The following is a 22,828-nucleotide window of genomic DNA, read 5'->3' as shown; positions in this document are numbered from 1 at the left end:
TTTCAAAATGAATTTTATTTTAGAAATAATCCACTTTATTAAAAACTATAATCTTAATGATTTAATAATTACTTGAATACTTCTTTTACCATTAAATTCGTTTATATTGGGTTGATAAATTAAATCTATTTTAAAATTACAATAACCACTATCTAAAATTTCTAGCAATTTATTTTTGCCATACTTTTCTGAAAATTGTTTTTTAAATTCTTCAAATTTGTCAAATGTTATTGCATCTATTGTTTTGAATCCATTAAATGTTTTACATCTTAACTTTAAAATATTGTTATCTTTCCCCATAGTCCATATTCTACAAACATCTATATTTTTTTCTGCAAATAAAGGAGAAGGATTAGCTTTGCCAAAAGGCTCTAATAAATTAACTTCTTTTATTAATTCTTCTGTTAAATCTTTTAAAGCAACTCTAGCATCTATTTTAATTTTTGGAATAAACTCCTCATCCTTAAGAGTACAATTATTTATTAACATCTCTCTTAACTTAGGTAAATTACTTTCTTCAACAGATAATCCAGCTGCCATTGGATGACCACCAAATTTGCTTAAAAGAAATTTACACTTTGATAACTCTTCAAACATATTATATTCTTCAATTGATCTAGCTGACCCTTTAGGCATTTCCTTTCCACCAGTCATTATTATAGTTGGCTTATTATATTTTTCTCTAATCCTTCCTGCAACTATACCCGCTATGCTTTCATGAATATTTGAGTTATAAATTATTAAAACCTTATCTTTTTCTAATCCATTCTTCTCTATTTGTTCAATGACCATATCCACACTGTCTTTAGTCATTTCCTGCCTTCTTTCATTTAAATGGCATAATTCTTTGGCTAGCTCTTCTGCTCTTTTTTCATCTTCAGTAATTAATAATTCTACGGATAAATCTGCTGTTTCTAATCTTCCTGTTGCATTAATACAGGTATATATGATTTTTTCTTTCTCACAAATAAAAAAACTAATATTATAGCCAATCTTATAGACTGATTAATCTTTCCTATTATCTATTTGCTCTTTGTGCCGCTTCTTGTATCCACTTTAACATATTTTCTCTTCCGTTATCCCAAACCCAATCATATATTTTATATATTTCTGATAGATATACTCGTCTACCTTGGTATTCATAATAAATATTTTCAAAAGGATTTTTCCCTTTGTAATCAGTTTGTCCATATTCATTCTTAATATTATGTATATATATACCTATGACACCATTACCTTTTTCAAAACTCTTCTCTATTTCATATTCTACATATTCTCTAGTAGATGTCTCTGATCCAATAAGCACTACTGTAACACTTGTTTCTTTCATTTGTTGATCAATCCAATTACAGATATGTGACTTTCCCTTTAGTTTTACTTTTTCCCAATCTGCTTTATCTATGAAACCACTCGTACTACTTCTTACTTCTTTCACTCTAAATAAATCTCTTTCAAAATGAAAACTAAAAAATACATTTATCATAAATTAAAATACCTTTTGTAATTTTTCTATAATACTACAAACTGACTTTATAATATCTTCATTATTAGACTGTTTATCTCCTAATACTTCAAAATATCTCTTTAAATCTTTATATTCACTATAATACTCCTCAAAATTATTATTAACCTTATCCCATAATTTCTTACTTGCATCTCCTGTTAATCCTATTGGTATAACTTTACTTCCAATTGCTAATGACTCCTCAAATTCTTTTAATACACCATCTGCTATAACAATGTTATTATTATTAGTCTTATTGCCTAATACAAATACAGCAATCCCCGCTTGTTTAACCAAATCTTTCCTGCTTTTTTCTATGACTTTTTTAAATTTATCACTACTCATATTATTTATTCTATATGTTGGGAATGGTCTTATTATCATATAATCATCTAAGTTTTTTCTATTCACATCATATATATTTTCAAAAACACCATTTACTACAGCCCCTACTATACCATTTCCATATCCAGTTACTATTTTAAAGCCACTTCTACTAATCTCTCTACATAAATCATGAATAAAATCTAAAGGTTCAATATTTTTTCCTGTATCCTTGGATTTTATATTAAAGTTTTTAAATTCATCAGCACTTCCTGATATTAATACATTATTTCTTCTATACATTCTATCTATATATCTTAAAATCTCTGTTACATCAGTATATTCATCAACTAATACTGGATGAATACCATATCTTTTCAAATCTTTACACTTTAATCTTTGTTTCAATTCTTCATATTTAAATTCTTCATTTTGATTTTGACATTTTTCAAAATCCTTAATATTTACTTTCTTTAGAAAACAATAATGCTTTCTCCCCTTCCCCTCTACTAAAATTCTTACTTTGCTTAAGATATACTCTAAATTAGGATCTTCAAAACTAAAACCTATAAACAGAAATGTTTTTGATATTAAATCTGCCTTCAAGTTCAATGTAAATAAATGATTTTTAGTATCGTAAACCTCATAGTCATCTTTAATAAGTACAGCATTATTAGCATCATTAATATCTCCATGCATTTTATAAACAATAGCATCTCTCCTACTAATTATTGTTGATAAATCTGCTAATGTCTTCTTGACATCTGGATTCTTACCATATCTACTTAAAGATTCTTCTATTAAGGAATCATAGTTAGTTGTCCAATAAGTTTTTATCGGTAATGAACTTAATATTTCATGATTTTCATTTGTCTTATTACTTGAAATGAAACTATTTCTAATAACCTCTGTTAATGGTTGCCTTGAACAATCTTCATTAAAAATATATTGTGCTAAAGTTACTAAATCATCTTCTTTTTGTACATCTAATCCTATTCTTTTAGCAGGGCTTTTTAATAATCCCTTCCAATCTACAAAACCAACTCCTGCAGATAATCCTGCACCTGCAAAAATTGCTGCACTCCCTTGCTTTAATTGAACTATATAATCCTCAATAAAAGCATAAATTTCTCTTGTAAATTCCATTAATAATCCTATCTCCCATCTAAACATCTAAATTTTGTTCAATTCCTCAGCCCTAGAAACATTACCTCCAGAATTAAAATATCTATATGTTATTTTTCTTTCTCACAAATAAAAAAACTAGTATTATATCCATTCTTATAATTACAATCTATTATTTCACGTATTTAACTTCATCAAATCCTTCTTCTTCAACTTTTTCTGGAATAAAATTAGACATATTTATAATCACATCAATAGGTATCCTTCGTTCAATATTTCTTTTTCTATTTTTATCAATACACACTTCTATTGGAGTCATAAAAACTATAGCCTCTGATTTACATTTATTATTTTAGGCAATCTTTAATATTCTTTTTCTATGCATACTATTAGTATTGGTGGCATCAAATACTACATTATATCCATCCATTAAAAATTGATTAATTCTACTTTTAGCAATATCAAACACCAAATTATTACTATTCTTTTCATATTCATATGCCCTGTAATTTCTTTTCTAATTTCATCAGTTAATATAATAATTGCATTGGAATTATTATATTTATCTTTACAATAATAACTTTTACCTGAACAAGGTATTCCTATAATCATATAAAAGATATTTTCATTGACACTTTCGTTATTATCCTTACTTTTTAACCTTCTTTTATTAAAATATAAATTTAATTCAATAATCTTACCGACAAATAACTCTCTCCACTTTTGCTTATGACTCTATTTCATCTATTATATCATGCAATTTAATCTTTTAAAAAATTGTTTATATCTATGCAAATTAAGCCCAGGAATTTTGCTGGACTTAATTACGTAATACTTTAAATATATTAAATTTATATAATATCAATAATATCCTTAGAAACATCATAGTTATTAGCAAGGACTTCTACTAATTCATCTTCTGAATGATATTCAAGATTATCTACTATACTTTGGTCATCATATAATTCTTCGTCATTTCCATCGAATAACATTACATGTTCAACTCGATATATCCCAATCTGTTCTTTTGGTTCTTCTATTGACAATTCAATACGCTTTATTTTTCCTATAATATCTGATATTCCACTGTCATCTACTGCCCAAATTTCACCATTACAACTCATAATAATTCCATTACCTTTATATTATTCTACTTTTGTCATATTAAATCTCCTTTCATATTTATTTTTTAATACTTTTTATATCTATTAGTATAAAACACTATTTATCTATGACAAATAAATATTCCTAGTAATAATTAACTATCATTATATTAATATGAATTATAAATTTATTCCAATACAATTTAAGTTTCACGCTAAAAACAAAACATAAATTTGCTACTTAATAAATTTAATAATACTACTATCTATAACTTCCTTCTTTATTTAATAAACAACATTGCTATTAAAATATTTTTATACTACATCTTTCTCAATATATTTCACACCATCTTGAGAATATGTTTCTAATTCTATAATTTTTATTTTATCTTTTTCTAATGCAGATTTATTTGATATCAATGCAGCAAAGTCCTCATTATGTGTACTTATTATAACTTGTTTTTGATCAAGTACTCCTGCCAAAGTATCTAAAAATGAATAAACATTTATATCATCCATGTTTTGGAACGGATCATCTACCCCCATCATATTTATCTTCGTCCAACTTTGAGATAAACTTAAAGAAATAAAAACACAAATTCCTAATACATTCTTCTGTGCTGAACTTAGAGTAAGACTTGCACTTGCTTCTTTTCTCAAGTTATCATCTTCCATATCAAGGAGTTCCTTTCTTCGTCCTTTTTTCTCACTTAAAATAATATATAAATCTGTTTTTCTAGGTATTAAATATATATGTTTTGCAAATGCATGCGGGCTAATTTGGAAAAATAGTTTATCTATAAATTCACTATATCCCTCAATCAGCTTATCAATTAATTCACCCTGAATATTTTTACTTTCATCTATAATTATTTTTAAACCTTCACAATCTTTAATATTATTGCTAATCTCCTCATCTATTCTATTAATTTCTTCTCTTATCCCTTTTTCGTCTTTTAAATATTTTTCTCTTTCATTCTTTAATGTTATTGACTTATCAATCGATAGCAATAAGTTTATATCTTCTAAAGCAATACTTATCAAACTATTTATATTTTCTATTATTTCAATATTTTTTATTAATTGTATTCTAACACTTTCAAAATTATCTTCAAATAAATTTATACTGTTAAGTTTTCTTGAAATAATCTCTTTTTTTAATTTGTATTTTCTTTCCAATTTATTTAGTTCATCAATTTTACAATTATTAGAATCAACTAACTTCTCAGAATCCTTTATAAACTTCCTTGCCATAATTATAAATGACTTATATTTTTTATCTCTATTATCTATATATTCAATTGACTTATTAGTATATTTATTAGAAATATCATTTTTAAACATTATTTCATCTATACTATCTAATAAATTTCTTATCTCATTGTTTAATTTATCTATCTCTACACATATTTCTTCTATATTATAAATTACTTTAATAGTAAAATTACTATTATCAATAAACGAATTTAATTCTATACTTTTTTTCTTATATATCTCTATTAATTCACTAATACTTTTCTCTTTAAAATATATTTTTGATTCTCTAATAATATTTTTATTTATTTTTATATCCAAACTATATTCATGTAACCTTTTTTGTAATTCATTTACTCTCTGTTGTTTTAAAGAATATTGTTCATCCAACTTACTATTTTCAGATAATAAAGCCCTAATTATATTCTCAATATCACTAAAATATTTTTTACTTTTGTTCAACTGTGTTTCAACTTTTGAAATTAATTCTTCTCTATTACTATACTTTACCCCACATATGGGACATAATTTTACATCATCATCGTCAATTACATGTTCCTGTATTTCATAGATAATTTGGCTAATTGACCTTTTTTGTTCAGTAGCCTTTATATTATAATTTTCTAAACTTGTTTGTGTTTTTTCCTTTTTAGCATTTATTAGTTTTAATTCATCTAATAATATTTTCATTTCTTTATTATATTCTATATTTTTTTCTATCTTATCATTTGTTTGTTTTTCTAACTCTAATATCTTTATAACATTATTTACTTGCTCTATTTCACTTTCTTTTTCTATATACACTTTTTTTAAATTATCTATTTTTTCATATTTTAATATTACTTCTTTTATTATATCTAAAGATTCTAACCCTTTTTTTTGACTTTCTTTTAATGATAACTCATTCCTTTTATTCGAAATGTTATTATTTATTTTGTCTATTTCCTTTTTAACCTCTAAACAACTCTTTATTTCTTGTCTCTTATTTATATAATAACTTATTGATAAATTTCTTTTATTAACTTTTTCTTTTACTTTCTCATTAATTTCTATCAATCTTTTCTTATCTTCTATTTTTGCTTTATTATTTTTTATTCCTTCTTCATATTCTAATATATCATGAAGAATATTTTTTCTTTCCATTAACTCATTATCTATAAACTTACTGTTATCTATTAAATTGTTCTGAACTGAATCATTTACACTTGTAAACTCTTCTATATTACCATTTAATTTTAAATTCAATTCTTTATCTCTAATTATATTCAAATCATTTAAAACATGTTTTTCACTTTTATTACCTAACTTATCATGTTGTAAATCAATAACTTCAAGTTCAGTATTAATTTTGAATATTTCATTTTCTATTCTTTTTAATTCTTCATTTTTACTATTTTTTAATGTAAAATTCTTTTCTTTTAAACTATCAATTTCTTTAATTCTATCATTTATATAACATCTAAATTCCTCTCCATATTTATCTACACCTAATATCTTTTCCATAACTAATAATCTCTCACTAGGTTTTTTAGATGATATAAATAAAGCAATTTCATCTTGAGATAATAACTGCGTAGCAGAAAACATATCCCTAAACTTACCTTTATCAAAAGTCCCTTCTAAACTTATGTCTTTCATTATTAATTCACGAATTTTCTTATTTCCCTTTTGTTCTTTATACTTTTCCCCATCAATAAATATAGTTGTTTTAGGGCTACTACCATTTTTATTACACTTACATATTCTTTTTATACATATCTCCTCTTTATCATTATAAAATACTATCTCTACATAAACTTCACAATTGCTAGTTCCAAATACTTTATTATTGAATATGTAGTTAAACTTCTGATTTTCTTTTGTACCTTTATATCTTAGTAATTCCCCCGTTATAGCCCATTCAATAGAGTCAAACATTGTACTTTTACCATTTCCATTATTTCCATGAACAACTATTAAGTTTTTATCATAAAAATTAAAATTATATTCACCCTTAAATATTCTAAAATTGTTAATTTTCAATTCCTTTATCTTCATACTATTCTCCTATCTAATACCTCTTATTCTTCATCCTCAAAATACTTTATTGAAATTTCTATTGAATTTTCGCTTATTCCACCTATTTCTTTCAATTTTTGTTTGAACTTACTTTCATAATCTAACATTTGAGGAGAATTAATATTAGAATCTGATAGAAAAGGAATTCTTTCAATATCCTCATCATTAACTACAACGTACTTTTTGCATATTTTATCGTCTTTTTCTAACTTATTTATTTGCTCAAGTATACTAATATCATTTATTAAATTTGTACTTAAATTAATAATAAAATATAGATTGTTTTTTTCTCTAGAAGATAGTAATTTTAAAATAGAGACTATCTTTGTTTTATCTAATTCCGACCAACTATTAAAATGAAATTTATTTATATAATCCTTTAGAATAATTACTCTATTATCTTTGCACCATGCTTCCATTGATGCATCAACTAATATATTTCCAATGTTAGTATTATAGATATTATTCATTGTGTTAAAACCTTTTTGTAGCAATTTTTCTCTTACCATACCAATATTCATACTAATTCTCCTTAATATTTTTATCCATATACTTGTCCCATATATCTAATGATAAAAACTCTTGCTCTGATCTAATAATCCCTTTTTCAACTCTCTTTTGAATTGCCTTAGGCACTTTATTTAAATTATTTATTTTGCATATTTTCAAATTATTAGGTTTTGTTACTAATTTAAATTCTGAATTACTACTTGTAATTTTTTCTTCAAAATCCATATCAAAATCATCAAATTCATCTTCATCTTCGTTAAAATTTAATAAAAAACATATTATATCTCCCGTTAAAGTATTTATCACTCTACACTTTTTTATATTTGTATATAAATTTATAAGTGCTTCCATCTCACTTTTATTTCCTCTAACATTATATGTAGTTAAATGTGTATTATTATTCTTGTATAAGCCACTTTTAATTAATAACTGTGCATCTTTTTCTCTACATAATTCTTTATCACTATAGAATGTCATATATATTATTATACTTTTTAAAGATTCCATAACTTGAAAAATATCATTTAAACTTTCACCATCAATACATGCTGTTTTTTTATTCTCTAATAAAAAAATTCTATTTATAAACTTTTCATATACATATTCATCTTCTTTTACTCTTTCTATAAGGCTCTCTTGCAACCACAACATAGATTTATTTAATTCATCTAATAAAATTGAACTATACACCTTTTCAAATTCTAATTTTATATTTGAAAAGGCTTTATCAAATATAGAACTAACTACCTTTTTCTTTCTGGTGTTTTCCACCATATTTCTAACATACTTTTCTTTATCTTTAATGACCTCAATAAATTTATCCTTTTGAAAAATAAACTTTATTTTTGAATCCTGATCTTTTAAGTAATCATCATGCGTATTAAACAAAACCAGTGTAACTAATTCTTCCACAACTTTACTTGTTATCTCTCTATCTCCGTCATTAATTAATTCACTAACTAAAGACATATTTCTCTTAAATAATTCATCAAATTTTCCTAATGGAAGTATATCAAACCTATCTATGTACCAACTAATTTTTTCTTTTAATTCATCCTGTAAATTGTAATCATTCCCCTTATACGTTTTAATCATTTCTAATCTATTTTTAATTTTCTCTTCCTTATCAACAAGAGTAGAATTTTCGCAATATGGTGCTATTTCACTTGAACTATTAAATATTGTATTAATAATTAGTTTAAAAGATACTTCTATATCATCAGTTCCATTAATTTTTACACTATTCATCTTTTCAACTATTCTTTTAGAATTAAGGAACAACTTATCTAACCAACTATCTATACCACTTTTTCTTTTTGTCAGATCTGATGTAATTCCATAATTTATATATCCTCCATCATCTAATTTTGTTTTTACTTGACAAAAACATATACTATTATCTTTAATTAAAGCAACATCATCACCTAATTCAAAAATAACATAATCCCATTCTTCTCTCCCTGTTGCAATTAATAACATATAATATACTGTTACTAAATATTGATACACAAATCCTCTTAGTGCTACTATTCCACCTTTTTCTGCTTTAGAATAATCACACTTAATCAAAGTTTCAATTAATTTATTTCTTTCTTCCCCGTTCAACTGAATATTGTTATCAGATAGGTAAGTATCAAGTTGCTCCTGCAAATAATCAACTTGTTTTTTATCCATATTTTTCCTCCACTTTTTTCTCAATATAAGTATATTTTTTACCTCAACCAATTTACAAAAATAACCGTAGTGAAATTTAAAATCAACTCATCAAGTTATTCCATTTTAATTTATTCAATATTATTCATTTTATTACTTAATTATACAATAAAATTCAATATAAAAGTTACTAGAAATTATAATCTAGTAACTTTTATCCATTAATTTGTTTCTACGACAACTATCTTACCACCTAGAGCATTACCAAAGCATTAAACGTCAGCATAGATAGTCTATATTCTTATAACTCTAAAAAAAATTCCAGTAAAACTTAAAATAATTTTACTGGAATTTTTTTATTATTAAATCCATTCAACTATAGTACCACTACACTCTTTATCATTACCCTAATCTAAAATTACTTTTTCATCATTAGGTAACTTTTTTATAACATTAAATTCTTTTATATCTCCATTGTAAAAAACTATTATTAAATCAGTAAACATATTAAAGTATACTGCTCCTCCTAATATATAATCTTCAACCTCTTTAAAAGATTTTAATTCTTTTATAAAGCATTCTCCTGAATGATTACAATAACTGAATACAAGTGCTCCACTATAGTTTAATTTAATATTATCAAATTTTATCTCTTTAGATTGTTTTCTTAAAATATAATACACACCTGTTATTAATAATGACTATTTACAATACAAATTATAATTTTCTATCATAGACTTTAAAACATACGGTCTTAAATATTCCTCATTCTTAAACATAACAATACTTTTAAATAATTCTAAAATTTTAATTTTCATTGTATAATCCTTTCAAAACTATCTCGAAATAATTTGCTTAGAAACTCTATAATTACTTATAACTAATTGAACTTTCTTATTCCCCATATATTCATTAATCTCTGGGAAACAAATCACATCTAAATAAACATTATTAGGTTCTCCATTAAGAACTCTCCCATATTCATAGTCTCCAAATTCCCATTTCATAGTTTCTTCAAAACTTTCTATATCACCAAAATATATTCCCTCAATAACTAGGCCTCCATCACTTAATTTAAGTTTAAGTACATTTCTATTTTTACCTAATATTTTTGCCTCTAATAACTTCAATTTTCTCATACCAAAAGTTGGTTTAGGATTTGCTTTTCCATATGGTTTTAATAATGATATTTGGTCTATCAATTCATAGTTTACTTTATTTAAAGGTAATCCCATATCAATTTGCACTTTAACCATAATGTCTTCTTCTGTTAATGTAGTAACTTTATTTAGTCTATCTCTAAAAGCCTCTATATTTTCAATAGGAATTGACATACCCGCAGCCATTGGATGACCCCCAAAATTGCCTAACAAGTCTTTACACTTTAATAATTCTTCAAACATATTATATTCTTCAATTGATCTTCCTGAACCTTTAGCTCCCTCATGAGCTTTTGTAAGAATAATGGTTGGCAAATTATATTTTTCTCTTATTCTTCCTGCTATTATGCCAGCTATACTTTCATGAATATCTTCTAAGTAAACTACTAAGACTTTATTATTATTCATATTATTTTCTTCAATAATAGAAATAGCCTTATCTACGCCTTCTTTAGTTAAATCTTGTCTTTCTTTATTTAACTCATTAAGTTTTTTTGCTAATTGTTTTGCTTTATTAACATCATTACTTAATAATAGTTCTAATGCCCAAAAGGCTTGCTCAAGACGACCTGATGCATTGATACTTGGACCCAATATGAACCCTAGTGTATATACTGTAATTGTTTTATTACTAATCTCGGTCTCTTCATATAATGCATTTAAACCTATATTGTTAGTATTATTTAAAAGTTCTAATCCTTTTTTAACTATTATTCTATTTTCATCTACCAAATCAACTACATCACATACTGTTGCAATAGCTACATATTGCAATAAATCAACAATTTCTTCTTTATATATATTATAAACATCCATTAATGCTTCCATTAATTTATAAACTACTCCAGCACCACATAATCCTTTAAATGGATACTGACACTCTAATTGCTTTGGATTTAAAACACAATCTGCCTCTGGAATAATAAATTCTCTATTTCCATTATCATCTTCTTTAAATGGTACATCATGATGATCTGTAACTATTACTTTTATTCCTAAATCTTTTGCTAACTTTATTTGGTCTATTGCTGCTATACCATTATCACAAGTTATAATTAGATCAACATTATCACTACTAGCCTTTCTAATAATACTCTCATTAATCCCATAGCCTTCTTTTATTCTATCCGGAATATGATAACTTACATTTGCATTTAATCTACTTAAACATTTATATAAGATATATGTGCTTATTACTCCATCTACATCATAATCTCCTACAATTAATATCTTCTTATTATGATCAATATTTTCTTTTAATAAATTAATTGATTTAGATAAATCCTTCATAGAATCAGACTTATAAAAATAATCTATTTTAGGTTCTAGAAATTTCTTAGCATCTTCTACTTTATATATACCTCTATTAACTAATAGTCTAGCTGCTGTATCACTTATATTTAATTCATTAATTAAATGTTTTAATTCACATTTAATATTTCTTATCATCCATTTTTCTTTCATTTACTGCATCTCCTACTTTAAAATTTGGATAATAGCATTATTTAAAACCTTATTCACCACTTCTCTCATTTCTTCAATAGTGCAATTTCTATTATCCATTTCTTTAAATACATATGACCCATCATTATACATTAATTCATAAATTGCTGTTCTATTAGCTACAACTATACTTCTTTCTAACTCTAAAGAAGTTTTTAAATTAAATCTTTTTTCTAAGGTTTTCAAATCTTTTTCATTTAAATATAAATTTTTTGCTTTTTCAATACACTCATTAATTATATTAAGAGATTCATTTATATCTTCTTTATTTGTACTTAAACTAATTTTAAATAAATTTATACCTTTTTCACCTTTAACTTCACTATATACCTCATAGGCTAATCCTTTTTTAGTTCTTATTTCATCAAATAATAAAGAACTTACACCTTCTCCAAACCATAAGTTAAATATTTTTAAAATCCACAATTCTCTTAAAGATAAATTTTGTATATCAAATGCAACAGCTATTTTAGCACCCTCAATACCTTGTATATCATTAATAAAGGTTTTACTTTCATTTAATTCTCTTTTAATTTCAACCAAATTTAATACTCCTCTATTAATATCTTTAAAATTATTTAATACTATCTGTTTAACATAATCAAAATCTAAAGAAGTTGTTATAGAAATAACCATATTATTAGCTATATAAAACTTTTTATAAAACTCTTTTATATGATGTAAAGTTATTTTCTCTAACTCATCTACATTTCCTATTATTATCTGCTCTAATCTTTCCTTTTTAAACCCATTAAGCAATAATAAATCTTCACAATATTGTTCTAAATCTTCTTTCCACTCTATACTTTCTTGTTTTATAACATTCATTTCTTCTATAAAACCATTACTGTTTAATGTTGGTTTTAAAACTATATCACTATATAAGTTAAATCCTTCTTTAAAATCCTCATTTGACGTAGTTCCATAATAAATAACATAAGGAAAATTCGTCATAGCATTATTAAATCCAAATAATTCATCTAGCTTGCTATTAATTTTTTGTTCAGTAAGATTTTTACTTCCTTTAAAAAGCATATGCTCTAATGCATGAGCACAACCTATATTCTTTTCTTCACTATTTGCACCAGCTTCTAGAGCTATAGTAAAAGAGGTATGTTTTCCTTCTCTAAATTTATATAAAAATCTTACACCATTTTCTAGTACATACTTCTTCATATTAACTCCCTTTTCTCTATTATTAAATACTAATAAAAGTCTTTTATATTTTATCACCAAAATATATATTTTGTATAATTAACTATTCTATGTTTTAATAAAAATATTTAATTTTCTAAAAAAAATAGAGTAGCAAAAATTACTACTCTAAAATTTATCACATTTATTTAATTATTACTATGTTCTAAGAAAAAATTTATCATCATTCCTTCTTTTATTTCCACAGCTTCTTTTTCATACCCTAATTGTTTTATTATTTCTAATGCAAAAACTAATGAAGTTCCTGGTCCTCTACTTGTTATTATATTTTCGTCTACTACTACCGTTTTGTCTTTTATATATATACAATTTCCAAGTTGTTCATTAAATCCTGGATAACTTGTTATTTTTTTGCCTGAAACTATTCCTGCTTCTGCTAACACTATTGGTGCTGCACAAACTGCTGCTATTATCTTTCCTGAACTATTATATTCTCTAACTAATTCTAATACTCTTATATCATCTCTTAAATTAGTTGCTCCCGGCATTCCACCTGGTAATACTATAGCATCATAAGAAAGTAAATCACCTTCATTAAATACCTTATCAGCAATTATTCTTATACCATGAGAACTTTTAACCTCATTAGAAGCTATCCCACAAGTATCACACTTAATTCCAGCCCTTATACAAACATCCACTACAGATAAAGCTTCTAAAATTTCAAAACCTTCAGCTAATAAAACCAATACCTTTTTCATATTTTCTCCTCCTTTATTTAACTATTACATCTTTTACATAATCATCAAATAAAATAGTCATAAGACTAGTTCCTCTTCCAGCTCTATTTTGAAGTCTTATATCGTCTATTAATATTTCTTTTTTATCTTTTAATTTTGTAGTTAATACTATTTTTTTATATTCATTTGTAGTTATTGCAAGTTCATTATACACCTTTAAAAATTCTTCTGCAAAAAATATAGATAAACATTTTCCAAATATAACTTCATCTTCATCTTTTAAACTTATAGATGTAACTCCAGAAGCAAATTTCCCCATAGTATTCACAGTTAGTGAAGAAAACTTTATGCTTAATGCTTTTTTAGTAGCAACTATTACTGTACATTCTTCTAAATTAATATCAATTGAAACCAATTCATCAATATTAGATTTAAATTTATATGATAATTGATTATTATATACTCCATAAAACTCTGATAATTGAGTTTTTTTAATCATTCCTAATTTAGAGAAAAAATATACAAATAAATTATTCTTATTATTCTCTTTAATAGATAATACCTTTATTATATGTTCATTTTCTTCAAAATTATCTACAATTTTACTTAAATGTGTTTCTTCACATTGTTGAACTAAATAACTTGGAAATTTAAAAACTTTTCCTTTATTAGAAAAGGCTAAAATATATGCTTTAGAATTTGTCCATACCTTTTCATAAGAATCATTTGATTTTTTATTATATATTTTTACTTTCCCATTTTTATTTATTCCCACCAAAAATTCACTATATAAATATTCTTCTATATATTCTAAACTTTGAATAACAGTTTCTTTATTAAAATTACAAAGCTCAGCACCTAAAATATTTCTGTCTGTAAAATCTAAAACTGGTTCTTCAATAGTAAATTCTAAATTATTACTTAATTTTATTTTTAAGAATTTTTCTTCTTCTGATGAGTCACATAATTTAACATTAATTAACTTATCTTCCCCTTTAAGTTTTAAAGCCATAAGTTTTGAATAAGAAGTGATAAACTTATCTAAAGTTGTTTTTTTAATTAATCCTTTAGCTGTTATAAATTTAAAACATTTATCTGGTAAAAAATTACTTATTGATTTTGCAATTATAATTTTTTCTTCCTCTAAATTTAACCCTTTTAATAAATCTTCTAATTTTTCACCTTTTTCTTTCCATCTACCTTCTACTATAGAATTACATTTTAATTGATAAACATTTCCCTTATCAGTAAATAGTAAAATAGTATCTTTAGTATTAGATTTAATTAGGAATTTTAAGAAATCTCCCTCTCTATAATCAATTTCAGATTCATCTGCATTGGAACGATTATATGTTTTTAAAGGAACTTTCTTAATAAAGCCTTCATTAGAAATAGTTAGCATAACATCTTCTACTACTATTAATTCCTCTAAATCTATTTTAGCTTCACTATCATCCTCTATCAATTCTGTTCTTCTATCATCACCATAATTCTTAGCTACTTCTAAAAGTTCTTCCTTAATAACGCTTAATAATACTTGCTCATTGCTTAAAATACTTTTAAAATATTTTATTTTTTTAATTAATTCTTTATGTTCCTTTTGAAATACTTTTATTTCAAGACCCGTTAATCTATAAAGCATTAACTCTAATATAGCCTGAGCTTGTTCCTCTGTGAAACTATATTTTGATACTAATTCTTCTTGAGCATGTTTTTTGGATTTCGAAGTTCTTATAGTAGCAATTATTTCATCTAATATATCAATAGTTTTTATAAAACCTTCTATAATATGGAATCTTTTTTCAGCAATGTCTAATTCTTTTTTTGTTCTTCTTGTTATTACTTCTTTTTGATGATTTACATAATGAGTTATTATAGTTTTTAACCCCATTGTTTCTGGTTTTCCATTTGCTAAAGCTACCATATTAAAACTTATATTACATTGTAAATCTGTTTTCTTAAATAAATATTTTAATACTTTATCTACTACAACATGATCTGCTGCTTTTTTAAATTCTATAACCGCTCTTATTCCTGTTCTATCTGATTCATCTCTTATATCTGTTATAGATTCTAAAGCCTTTGAATGTCTTTTATCACCTGTCATTTCAGAAATAGTTTGTAGTATTTTAGCTTTATTTCTTCTATAGGGAAATTCAGTAATAATTATACCTAACCTTCCACTTTCAAGTTTTTCTATAGAGGTTTTTGCTCTTAAAGTAACCTTACCTTCTCCAGTTTCATAAGCTGATCTTAAAGATTTTTTTCCTATAAGAACACCACCTGTTGGTAAATCCGGTCCCTTTATGTACTCCATTAACTCCTTGGTTGTTATTTCATTTTTTTCTATATATGCTAATGTCCCGTTTATAACTTCATTTAAATTATGTGGTGGAATATTAGTTGCTAAACCTACCGCTATACCAAAAGTTCCATTAACTAACAAATTAGGATATTTTGCTGGTAATACTTTTGGTTCTAATTCTGAATCTGAATAGTTTGGAACCATATCTACTACATCTTTATCTATATCTTTTAACATCTCCATAGATATAGCTGATAATTTAGCTTCCGTATAACGCATAGCTGCTGCTCCATCTCCATCTATTGAACCCCAGTTTCCATGGCCATCAATTAATGGTTTTCTAGTTGAAAAATTTTGAGCTAATATTACCATAGCATCATATACTGAACTATCTCCATGGGGATGAAATTTACCTAATATATCTCCAACTATTCTTGCTGATTTATAGTAAGGTTTATCTGGAAATGCCTTAAGCATATAGGCACCATATAAAATTCTTCTATGAACTGGTTTTAATCCATCTCTAACATCTGGTAACGCTCTATCCTTTGCAACCTCTATAGCATAAGGTAAATAATTATCTGGCATAGCTTCCTCTAAAGGAATTCTAATTATGTTATTATCTTTCGGAATTATAGTTTGCTTCTTTGCCATATATACATCTCCAATCTATTAAAATTCACCATACTTATACATATAATTTTTTCTTGGTTCTACAATATCTCCCATTAGTAATGATACCATTTTTTCTGCTTTGGCAGCATCGTCAATGGTTACTTGAACTAAAGTTCTACTTTCTGGATTTAAGGTAGTTTCCCACAATTGATCTGGATTCATTTCTCCAAGACCTTTAAATCTTTGAATTAATGCACCTTTACCAATTTGCTTTTTAGCCTTTTCTAACTCTTCATCAGAATAAGCATATGCTACTTTGTCTCCGCCTTTACCACTTTTATATACTTTATATAAAGGTGGTTGTGCTAAATATAAATGACCATTAGCTATTAATGGTTTCATATATCTATATATATACGTCATCCAAAGAGTTCTAATATGATATCCATCAACATCAGCATCACTCATAATAATTATTTTATCATATTTTAAATCTTCTTCTTTATAATTGTCTAAAGTTCCAGTTCCTATAGCTGTATTAAATATTTTTAATTCTTCTGAAGCCAAAACATTCTCTAGTTTTTGTTTTTCAGTATTCATTATCTTACCCTTTGACGGCATTATAGTTTGGAATCTTCTATCTCTTGCTTGCTTAGCTGATCCCCCAGCTGAATCTCCCTCAACTACAATAAACTCATTTACTGAATTATCTTTTAATGTGCAAACTGCTACCTTTCCTGCTAAAGGTGCAGTACCTTTTCCTATCTTTTTCTTTTCTGCTTCATTTATTTTTTTTATTTTTTCTCTTCTAGCTGCTGCATCTAACGCATTATTAATAATACTAGTTGCAACCTCTTTATTATCCTCTATCCAATGTGAAAACTTAGTATAAGCTAAATCATTCATCATTGTATAAGCTTCATTATTTCCTAACTTTGTTTTAGTTTGTCCTTCAAATACTGGATTAGTAATTTTAATTCTTACTATAGCAGTCATACCTTCTCTTAGGTCATCACCTTCAAACTCTTTATCTTTTTCTTTTATCAAATTTAATTTTTTAGCCCATTCTTTAAATGCACGAGTCATTCCAGTTTTAAATCCTGTTTCATGAGTACCTGCTTCTGTAGTAGGTATATTATTTACATAACTTGCTATATATTCTGTTGTAGAATCTGTAAATTGTAAACATACTTCTCCATACATTTGTATGTTGTTTACACTTCTTTCTCCTTCGAAAAATATAGGAATTTGATGAAGAGGTGTTTTACTTTCATTAAGATACTCTATAAAATCTAATAAACCTCTTTCTGAAAAATATTCTTTTTGAACCTCTTCATCTTTTCTTTTATCAATTAATTCCAATCTTATTCCTTTATTTTGGAATGCTAATTCTTGTAATCTTTCATCTATAATGTCAAATTTAAAATCCGTAGTAGAAAAAATCTCTTTATCTGGTAAGAAAGTTACCTTTGTACCTGTTTCCTTTGATTTACCTGTTATATCTAATCCCGTTACAGGTGTTCCTGGCATAAACTTATTAAGCTCTTTATCCATAGCATATTCAAATCTTTGATTATATCTTTTTCCATTTTGTTTTACTTCAACTTCTAACCATTTAGAAAGAGCATTAACTACAGCGGCTCCAACACCATGTAATCCTCCAGAAGTTTTATAATTTTTATTATTAAACTTACCACCTGTATGCAGTTCAGTAAAAACCATTTCAACCCCTGATTTCTTCTTTATAGGATGTATACCTGTTGGCACTCCTCTACCATTATCGATTATAGTAACACTTTTATCTTTATTTAAAATTACTTTAGCTATATTACCATACCCATTAGATATTTCATCTATAGCATTATCAAGTATTTCCCAAATACAATGATGTAATCCTTTGGTTCCTGTAGATCCTATATACATACCTGGTCTTATTCTAACAGGCTCTAACTTTTCCAATGATGTTAAATCAGTAACATCATAACTAGTTTTTATTCCTTTACCCATAAAATTATTTTACTACCTCCCTAGAAACTTCATTATATATTCTTTTTAACTCTTCCATTCCTGTTTCCATATCATTAATTATCAACTGTTCTCTAAAATTATGTTTTTTTGCACTTACTCCATACATTGGATCATAATATTTTTTCATTAGTTCAAGGGCAACTTCTTCATAATTGCCATCATTAACTAATTTTTTATAATAATTTATATTTTCTTCACTTATATGTTTTTTTAACACACTTAAAGCTTCTTCTAATTGTATATTTACATTTTCAAAAGCTGTATATTCATTAACTAATCTTTTAGCTCTAACTTCATAATCTGAATTTATTCTAACTTTTTCACCTTTATAAATTTTATTAAAAAGAACTTCTGGAATTAAAATTCTTCCTATTCTTCTACTTTCACCTTCAACAAAAACTATGTTATTATTTCTTTTTCTTAAAGCTTCATAAACTAAAGAGTCAAATTTTTTCTGTGTATGACAAGAACCTAATCCAACGCCACCAAGTATAGAACCTCTATGATTTGCACATCCTTCTAAATCTAAGGTATTAAATCCATCTTCTTTTAGTTTATATAAAAGCTCTGTTTTTCCTACTCCAGTATTACCATATAAAACTATAAAATTAATCTCCTGTGAAAATTCTTCTATTTTCTTAGAAATAAATGCTCTATATGCTTTATAGCCACCTTCTAATTTTAAAACTTTAAAGCCCAAACTATTTAATAAAGAAAATAAACTACCACTTCTCATGCCACCTCTAGCACAAAACATTACTATCTTTTTATTTTTATTATTTTTATATAAATCTTGAATTTGCTCAAAAATTTCAGGTAATCTTTTAGAAATAAATTTAACTGCTGATTTTTTAGCTTCCTCTACACTTTCTCTAACATAAAGAGTACCAACAATATCTCTTTCATCATCTAATAACACTGGAATATTTATAGCACCAAATAATGGCTCCTCTTTAGCTTCCTTAGGACTTCTTACATCTATAAATATAAAATCATTTTCTTTTTTATATATTTCTTCATAAGTAATTGTACCAAACATATGATTCCCACCTTTCAATTTACTAAATTAGTATAATTCCTTTAAATTTTATTGTCAAACGTTAGTTCTGTATTTATCTTTTAAATTTGTACAAAATAATATAGACGCCCTATTGGGCGCCTATATATTATACTTCATATATACCTATTTGTCTTACATGTTTAGTATGAGACCATTCTTTTTTATCCTTATTTATTATTCCTTGTATAGTTATTGGAATCCAAGTTAATATATATATAGGATAAATTAAGTATCTATAGAATATCTGGAAATTTCTTTTTCCTAATAATAATATAGTTGCTATTAAGAATAAGCCTACATATGAAATATTAAATACTGTTAATAATAAAGCATTATTAATTATTCCTAATTCATTTATTAAATATGGTTGTATAAAAATATTTAATGAGTATAAAGTAAATATAACAAATAACTTCCAACTCATTTTCTTATCTAAAAACAACACTAAAGGCGTTAATAAAAATTGGAATATACAAAATGCTTGCCATAAAGTATTATTAAATAAATAACTTATAACAAATATACCTAACCCATTTGCAGCTCTCATTTGAACAAATGTTAATAACGCTGCCACACCTGTAGCTATAGTTATAAATGGTTGCATAACATATATAGTACAATCTAATGCTACCCAATTTCTTTCCTTTAGGCCCTTTATAAATAATTTCTTACCATATCTAGTTGCTACATCTGCAAAACCTTGCATCCATCTTTTTCTTTGTGCCCAAGAAGCTTTTAAAGTTAAAGGCTTTTCATCATAAATTTTAGCATCATGAGCCCAACCAACTTTTTCTCCGTTTAATATTAATTTACAGCTAAACTCTAAATCTTCTGTTAAACAAGTTGCTCCCCATCCTAACTCTTTAAGAGTTGCAGTATCAATAACAAATCCTGTTCCTCCTATTTGGGCAGATAATCCTAAGTTAGTTCTTGCTAACTGGATCATTCTATTTGCTGAGGTAAAAGCTATTGCATAAGATTCTGTTATCCAAGAATCTTGTGGATTTTTTGTATCAATATATCCTTGAACAACTTTATATCCCTCACACATTTTATTATTCATTTCTTTTAAGAAATCTTTATCAACTAAATTATCTGCATCAAATACAGCTATTGCATCATAATGTGTTTTCATTTTAAATATTTTATCAAACATCCACTCAAGAGCAAAACCTTTTCCACGCTTTTCTTTGTTAAATCTTTCAAAAGCATTAGCTCCAGCTTCTCTTGCAATCTTTGCCGTATTATCAGTACAGTTATCTGCAATTACAAATATATCATATAACTCTTTAGGATAATCTAAATGTTTTAAGCTTTCAACTAAATTTGCTATAACTACTTCCTCATTATGAGCAGCAACTATCATAGCAAACCTTTTTTCAGGCTTATAAATTTTTTTATCCTTCTTTTTGTAAAAACCAAAAAGAGAAATCACCAAATAATATACCATTATTAAGAAAACACCAATTTGAAAAGCAGCACTTATCCAAAATACATAATTTTCAAAATTTTCCATTATCTCACTCCTAAAATAAAATTACCCTTGACATTATAACAATTGTTAGAGAATTTTGCAAAAATTATTTCTGCCAAAAGTTTTAACATTTATTGTTACTTATGAAATGATGAATATATTTTACATAATGCTATACTTTTCAATTAAAATATTTCATTGAAATGACTCAGCTAAAAATAAGCATTTTTAGTGAGTCACTTATATATTATTAATCTACTTTTTTATCTATCCAACTCATCATTTCACGTAATTCCTCACCAACTTTTTCAATATTATGATTTTTTTCAATATTTCTCATTGCATTGAAATTTGGTCTTCCAACTACATTTTCTAATAACCAGTTTTTTGCAAATGTACCATCTTGAATTTCTTTAAGAACTTTTTTCATTTCTTCTTTGGTTTCATTTGTAATTATCCTATTACCTATCATGTAATCACCATATTCAGCAGTATCACTTATAGAATATCTCATTAAACTCATGCCACCTTGATACATTAAATCCACTATAAGCTTCATCTCATGTAAACATTCAAAATAAGCATTTTCTGGTGCATATCCTGCTTCTGTAAGAACTTCAAATCCAGTTTTAATTAAAGCAGTAACTCCTCCACATAAAACAGCCTGCTCTCCAAAAAGATCAGTTTCAGTTTCATCTTTAAAGGAAGTTTCTAAAATTCCTGCTCTTGCACCACCAATTCCATTAGTATAAGCTAATGCTATTTCTTTAGCTTTACCAGTAAAATCTTGATATATTGCTATTAAACAAGGTACACCTGATCCTTCTTCATAAGTTTTTCTAACCATATGACCAGGTCCTTTTGGCGCAACCATAAATACATCAACCCATTTTGGTGGTGTTATTTGACCATAATGAATATTAAAACCATGGGCAAATACTAATGCTTTTCCTTCTGATAGGTTAGGTTCTATCTCTTCTCTATAAACTTGTGATTGTTTTTCATCTGGTATTAAAATCATTATTACATCACTTATTTTAACAGCTTCATTTACTTTTAAAACAGTTAATCCCGCATTTTCAGCTTTTCTCCAAGAATTACTTTCTTTGTATAAACCAACAACTACATCTATACCACTTTCTTTAAGATTTAAAGCATGAGCGTGCCCTTGACTTCCATATCCAATGATAGCAACTTTCTTTTCTTTTAGTATTTTTAAATTTGTATCACTCTCATAATATAATTTTGCCATATAAC

General features: G+C 25.8%; 18 protein-coding genes. All 18 read right to left on the bottom strand.

All coding sequences use genetic code 11. From position 1 onward, the window contains the following. Window positions 1-45 precede the first annotated feature (45 nt). Window positions 46-813, bottom strand: coding sequence for a DHHA1 domain-containing protein (locus GBZ86_RS18620; protein ID WP_234885101.1), 768 nt, complete (start codon window positions 811-813; stop codon window positions 46-48). Window positions 814-1,018: 205 nt separating this feature from the next. After that, entirely contained in the window at window positions 1,019-1,483 is a 465-nt protein-coding gene (locus tag GBZ86_RS00955) for a TIR domain-containing protein (protein ID WP_152886880.1), read from the bottom strand. Window positions 1,484-1,486: 3 nt separating this feature from the next. Beyond that, window positions 1,487-2,974 (bottom strand): SIR2 family protein, encoded by a 1,488-nt coding sequence (locus GBZ86_RS00950; protein ID WP_152886878.1) that lies wholly within the window; start codon window positions 2,972-2,974, stop codon window positions 1,487-1,489. 151 nt (window positions 2,975-3,125) lie between these two features. Further along, on the bottom strand, window positions 3,126-3,272 hold the full coding sequence (locus GBZ86_RS16910; protein WP_170272127.1) for a hypothetical protein: 147 nt from the start codon (window positions 3,270-3,272) through the stop codon (window positions 3,126-3,128). A gap of 110 nt (window positions 3,273-3,382) precedes the next feature. After that, entirely contained in the window at window positions 3,383-3,565 is a 183-nt protein-coding gene (locus tag GBZ86_RS00945; RefSeq protein ID WP_152886876.1) for a hypothetical protein, read from the bottom strand. A 239-nt stretch (window positions 3,566-3,804) separates the two neighbouring features. After that, window positions 3,805-4,077 carry a hypothetical protein gene (locus GBZ86_RS00940; protein WP_152886874.1) on the bottom strand — a complete coding sequence of 91 codons (273 nt, stop codon included), beginning with the start codon at window positions 4,075-4,077 and terminating at the stop codon, window positions 3,805-3,807. Window positions 4,078-4,371: 294 nt separating this feature from the next. Then, window positions 4,372-7,347 (bottom strand): AAA family ATPase, encoded by a 2,976-nt coding sequence (locus GBZ86_RS00935; RefSeq protein WP_152886872.1) that lies wholly within the window; start codon window positions 7,345-7,347, stop codon window positions 4,372-4,374. A 23-nt stretch (window positions 7,348-7,370) separates the two neighbouring features. Then, on the bottom strand, window positions 7,371-7,889 hold the full coding sequence (locus GBZ86_RS00930; RefSeq protein WP_152886870.1) for an ABC-three component system middle component 1: 519 nt from the start codon (window positions 7,887-7,889) through the stop codon (window positions 7,371-7,373). A gap of 1 nt (window position 7,890) precedes the next feature. Beyond that, window positions 7,891-9,552, bottom strand: coding sequence for a dsDNA nuclease domain-containing protein (locus tag GBZ86_RS00925; protein ID WP_152886868.1), 1,662 nt, complete (start codon window positions 9,550-9,552; stop codon window positions 7,891-7,893). Between the two features lie 386 nt (window positions 9,553-9,938). After that, a complete protein-coding gene (locus GBZ86_RS00920) occupies window positions 9,939-10,214 on the bottom strand; it encodes a hypothetical protein (protein WP_152886866.1) in 276 nt (91 codons plus the stop codon). A 153-nt stretch (window positions 10,215-10,367) separates the two neighbouring features. Further along, window positions 10,368-12,155 (bottom strand): single-stranded-DNA-specific exonuclease RecJ, encoded by a 1,788-nt coding sequence (gene recJ / locus GBZ86_RS00915; RefSeq protein WP_152886864.1) that lies wholly within the window; start codon window positions 12,153-12,155, stop codon window positions 10,368-10,370. A gap of 12 nt (window positions 12,156-12,167) precedes the next feature. Then, entirely contained in the window at window positions 12,168-13,370 is a 1,203-nt protein-coding gene (locus GBZ86_RS00910; RefSeq protein WP_152886862.1) for a M16 family metallopeptidase, read from the bottom strand. Window positions 13,371-13,537: 167 nt separating this feature from the next. Continuing rightward, the gene (locus tag GBZ86_RS00905) at window positions 13,538-14,110 is read right to left on the bottom strand and encodes a DJ-1 family glyoxalase III (RefSeq protein WP_152886860.1); all 573 of its coding nucleotides are present in this window, start codon (window positions 14,108-14,110) and stop codon (window positions 13,538-13,540) included. Window positions 14,111-14,123: 13 nt separating this feature from the next. Then, window positions 14,124-17,048, bottom strand: a complete 2,925-nt coding sequence (locus GBZ86_RS00900; protein WP_152886858.1) for a DNA topoisomerase IV subunit A — start codon at window positions 17,046-17,048, stop codon at window positions 14,124-14,126. A gap of 18 nt (window positions 17,049-17,066) precedes the next feature. Beyond that, on the bottom strand, window positions 17,067-19,016 hold the full coding sequence (locus GBZ86_RS00895; RefSeq protein ID WP_152886856.1) for a DNA gyrase/topoisomerase IV subunit B: 1,950 nt from the start codon (window positions 19,014-19,016) through the stop codon (window positions 17,067-17,069). A gap of 4 nt (window positions 19,017-19,020) precedes the next feature. After that, complete coding sequence (gene mnmH / locus GBZ86_RS00890) at window positions 19,021-20,076, bottom strand: tRNA 2-selenouridine(34) synthase MnmH (protein ID WP_152886854.1); 1,056 nt, start codon at window positions 20,074-20,076, stop codon at window positions 19,021-19,023. 127 nt (window positions 20,077-20,203) lie between these two features. After that, window positions 20,204-21,613 (bottom strand): glycosyltransferase family 2 protein, encoded by a 1,410-nt coding sequence (locus GBZ86_RS00885; RefSeq protein ID WP_152886852.1) that lies wholly within the window; start codon window positions 21,611-21,613, stop codon window positions 20,204-20,206. Window positions 21,614-21,821: 208 nt separating this feature from the next. Beyond that, window positions 21,822-22,823, bottom strand: coding sequence for a ketol-acid reductoisomerase (gene ilvC / locus GBZ86_RS00880; protein ID WP_152886850.1), 1,002 nt, complete (start codon window positions 22,821-22,823; stop codon window positions 21,822-21,824). Window positions 22,824-22,828 lie beyond the last annotated feature (5 nt).

It is taken from the genome of Clostridium tarantellae, from assembly GCF_009295725.1.
In the GTDB taxonomy this organism is placed as follows: domain Bacteria; phylum Bacillota; class Clostridia; order Clostridiales; family Clostridiaceae; genus Sarcina; species Sarcina tarantellae.
Note: the sequence above shows the minus strand (reverse complement) of the source record. Positions and strands in the feature narration are given on the sequence as shown.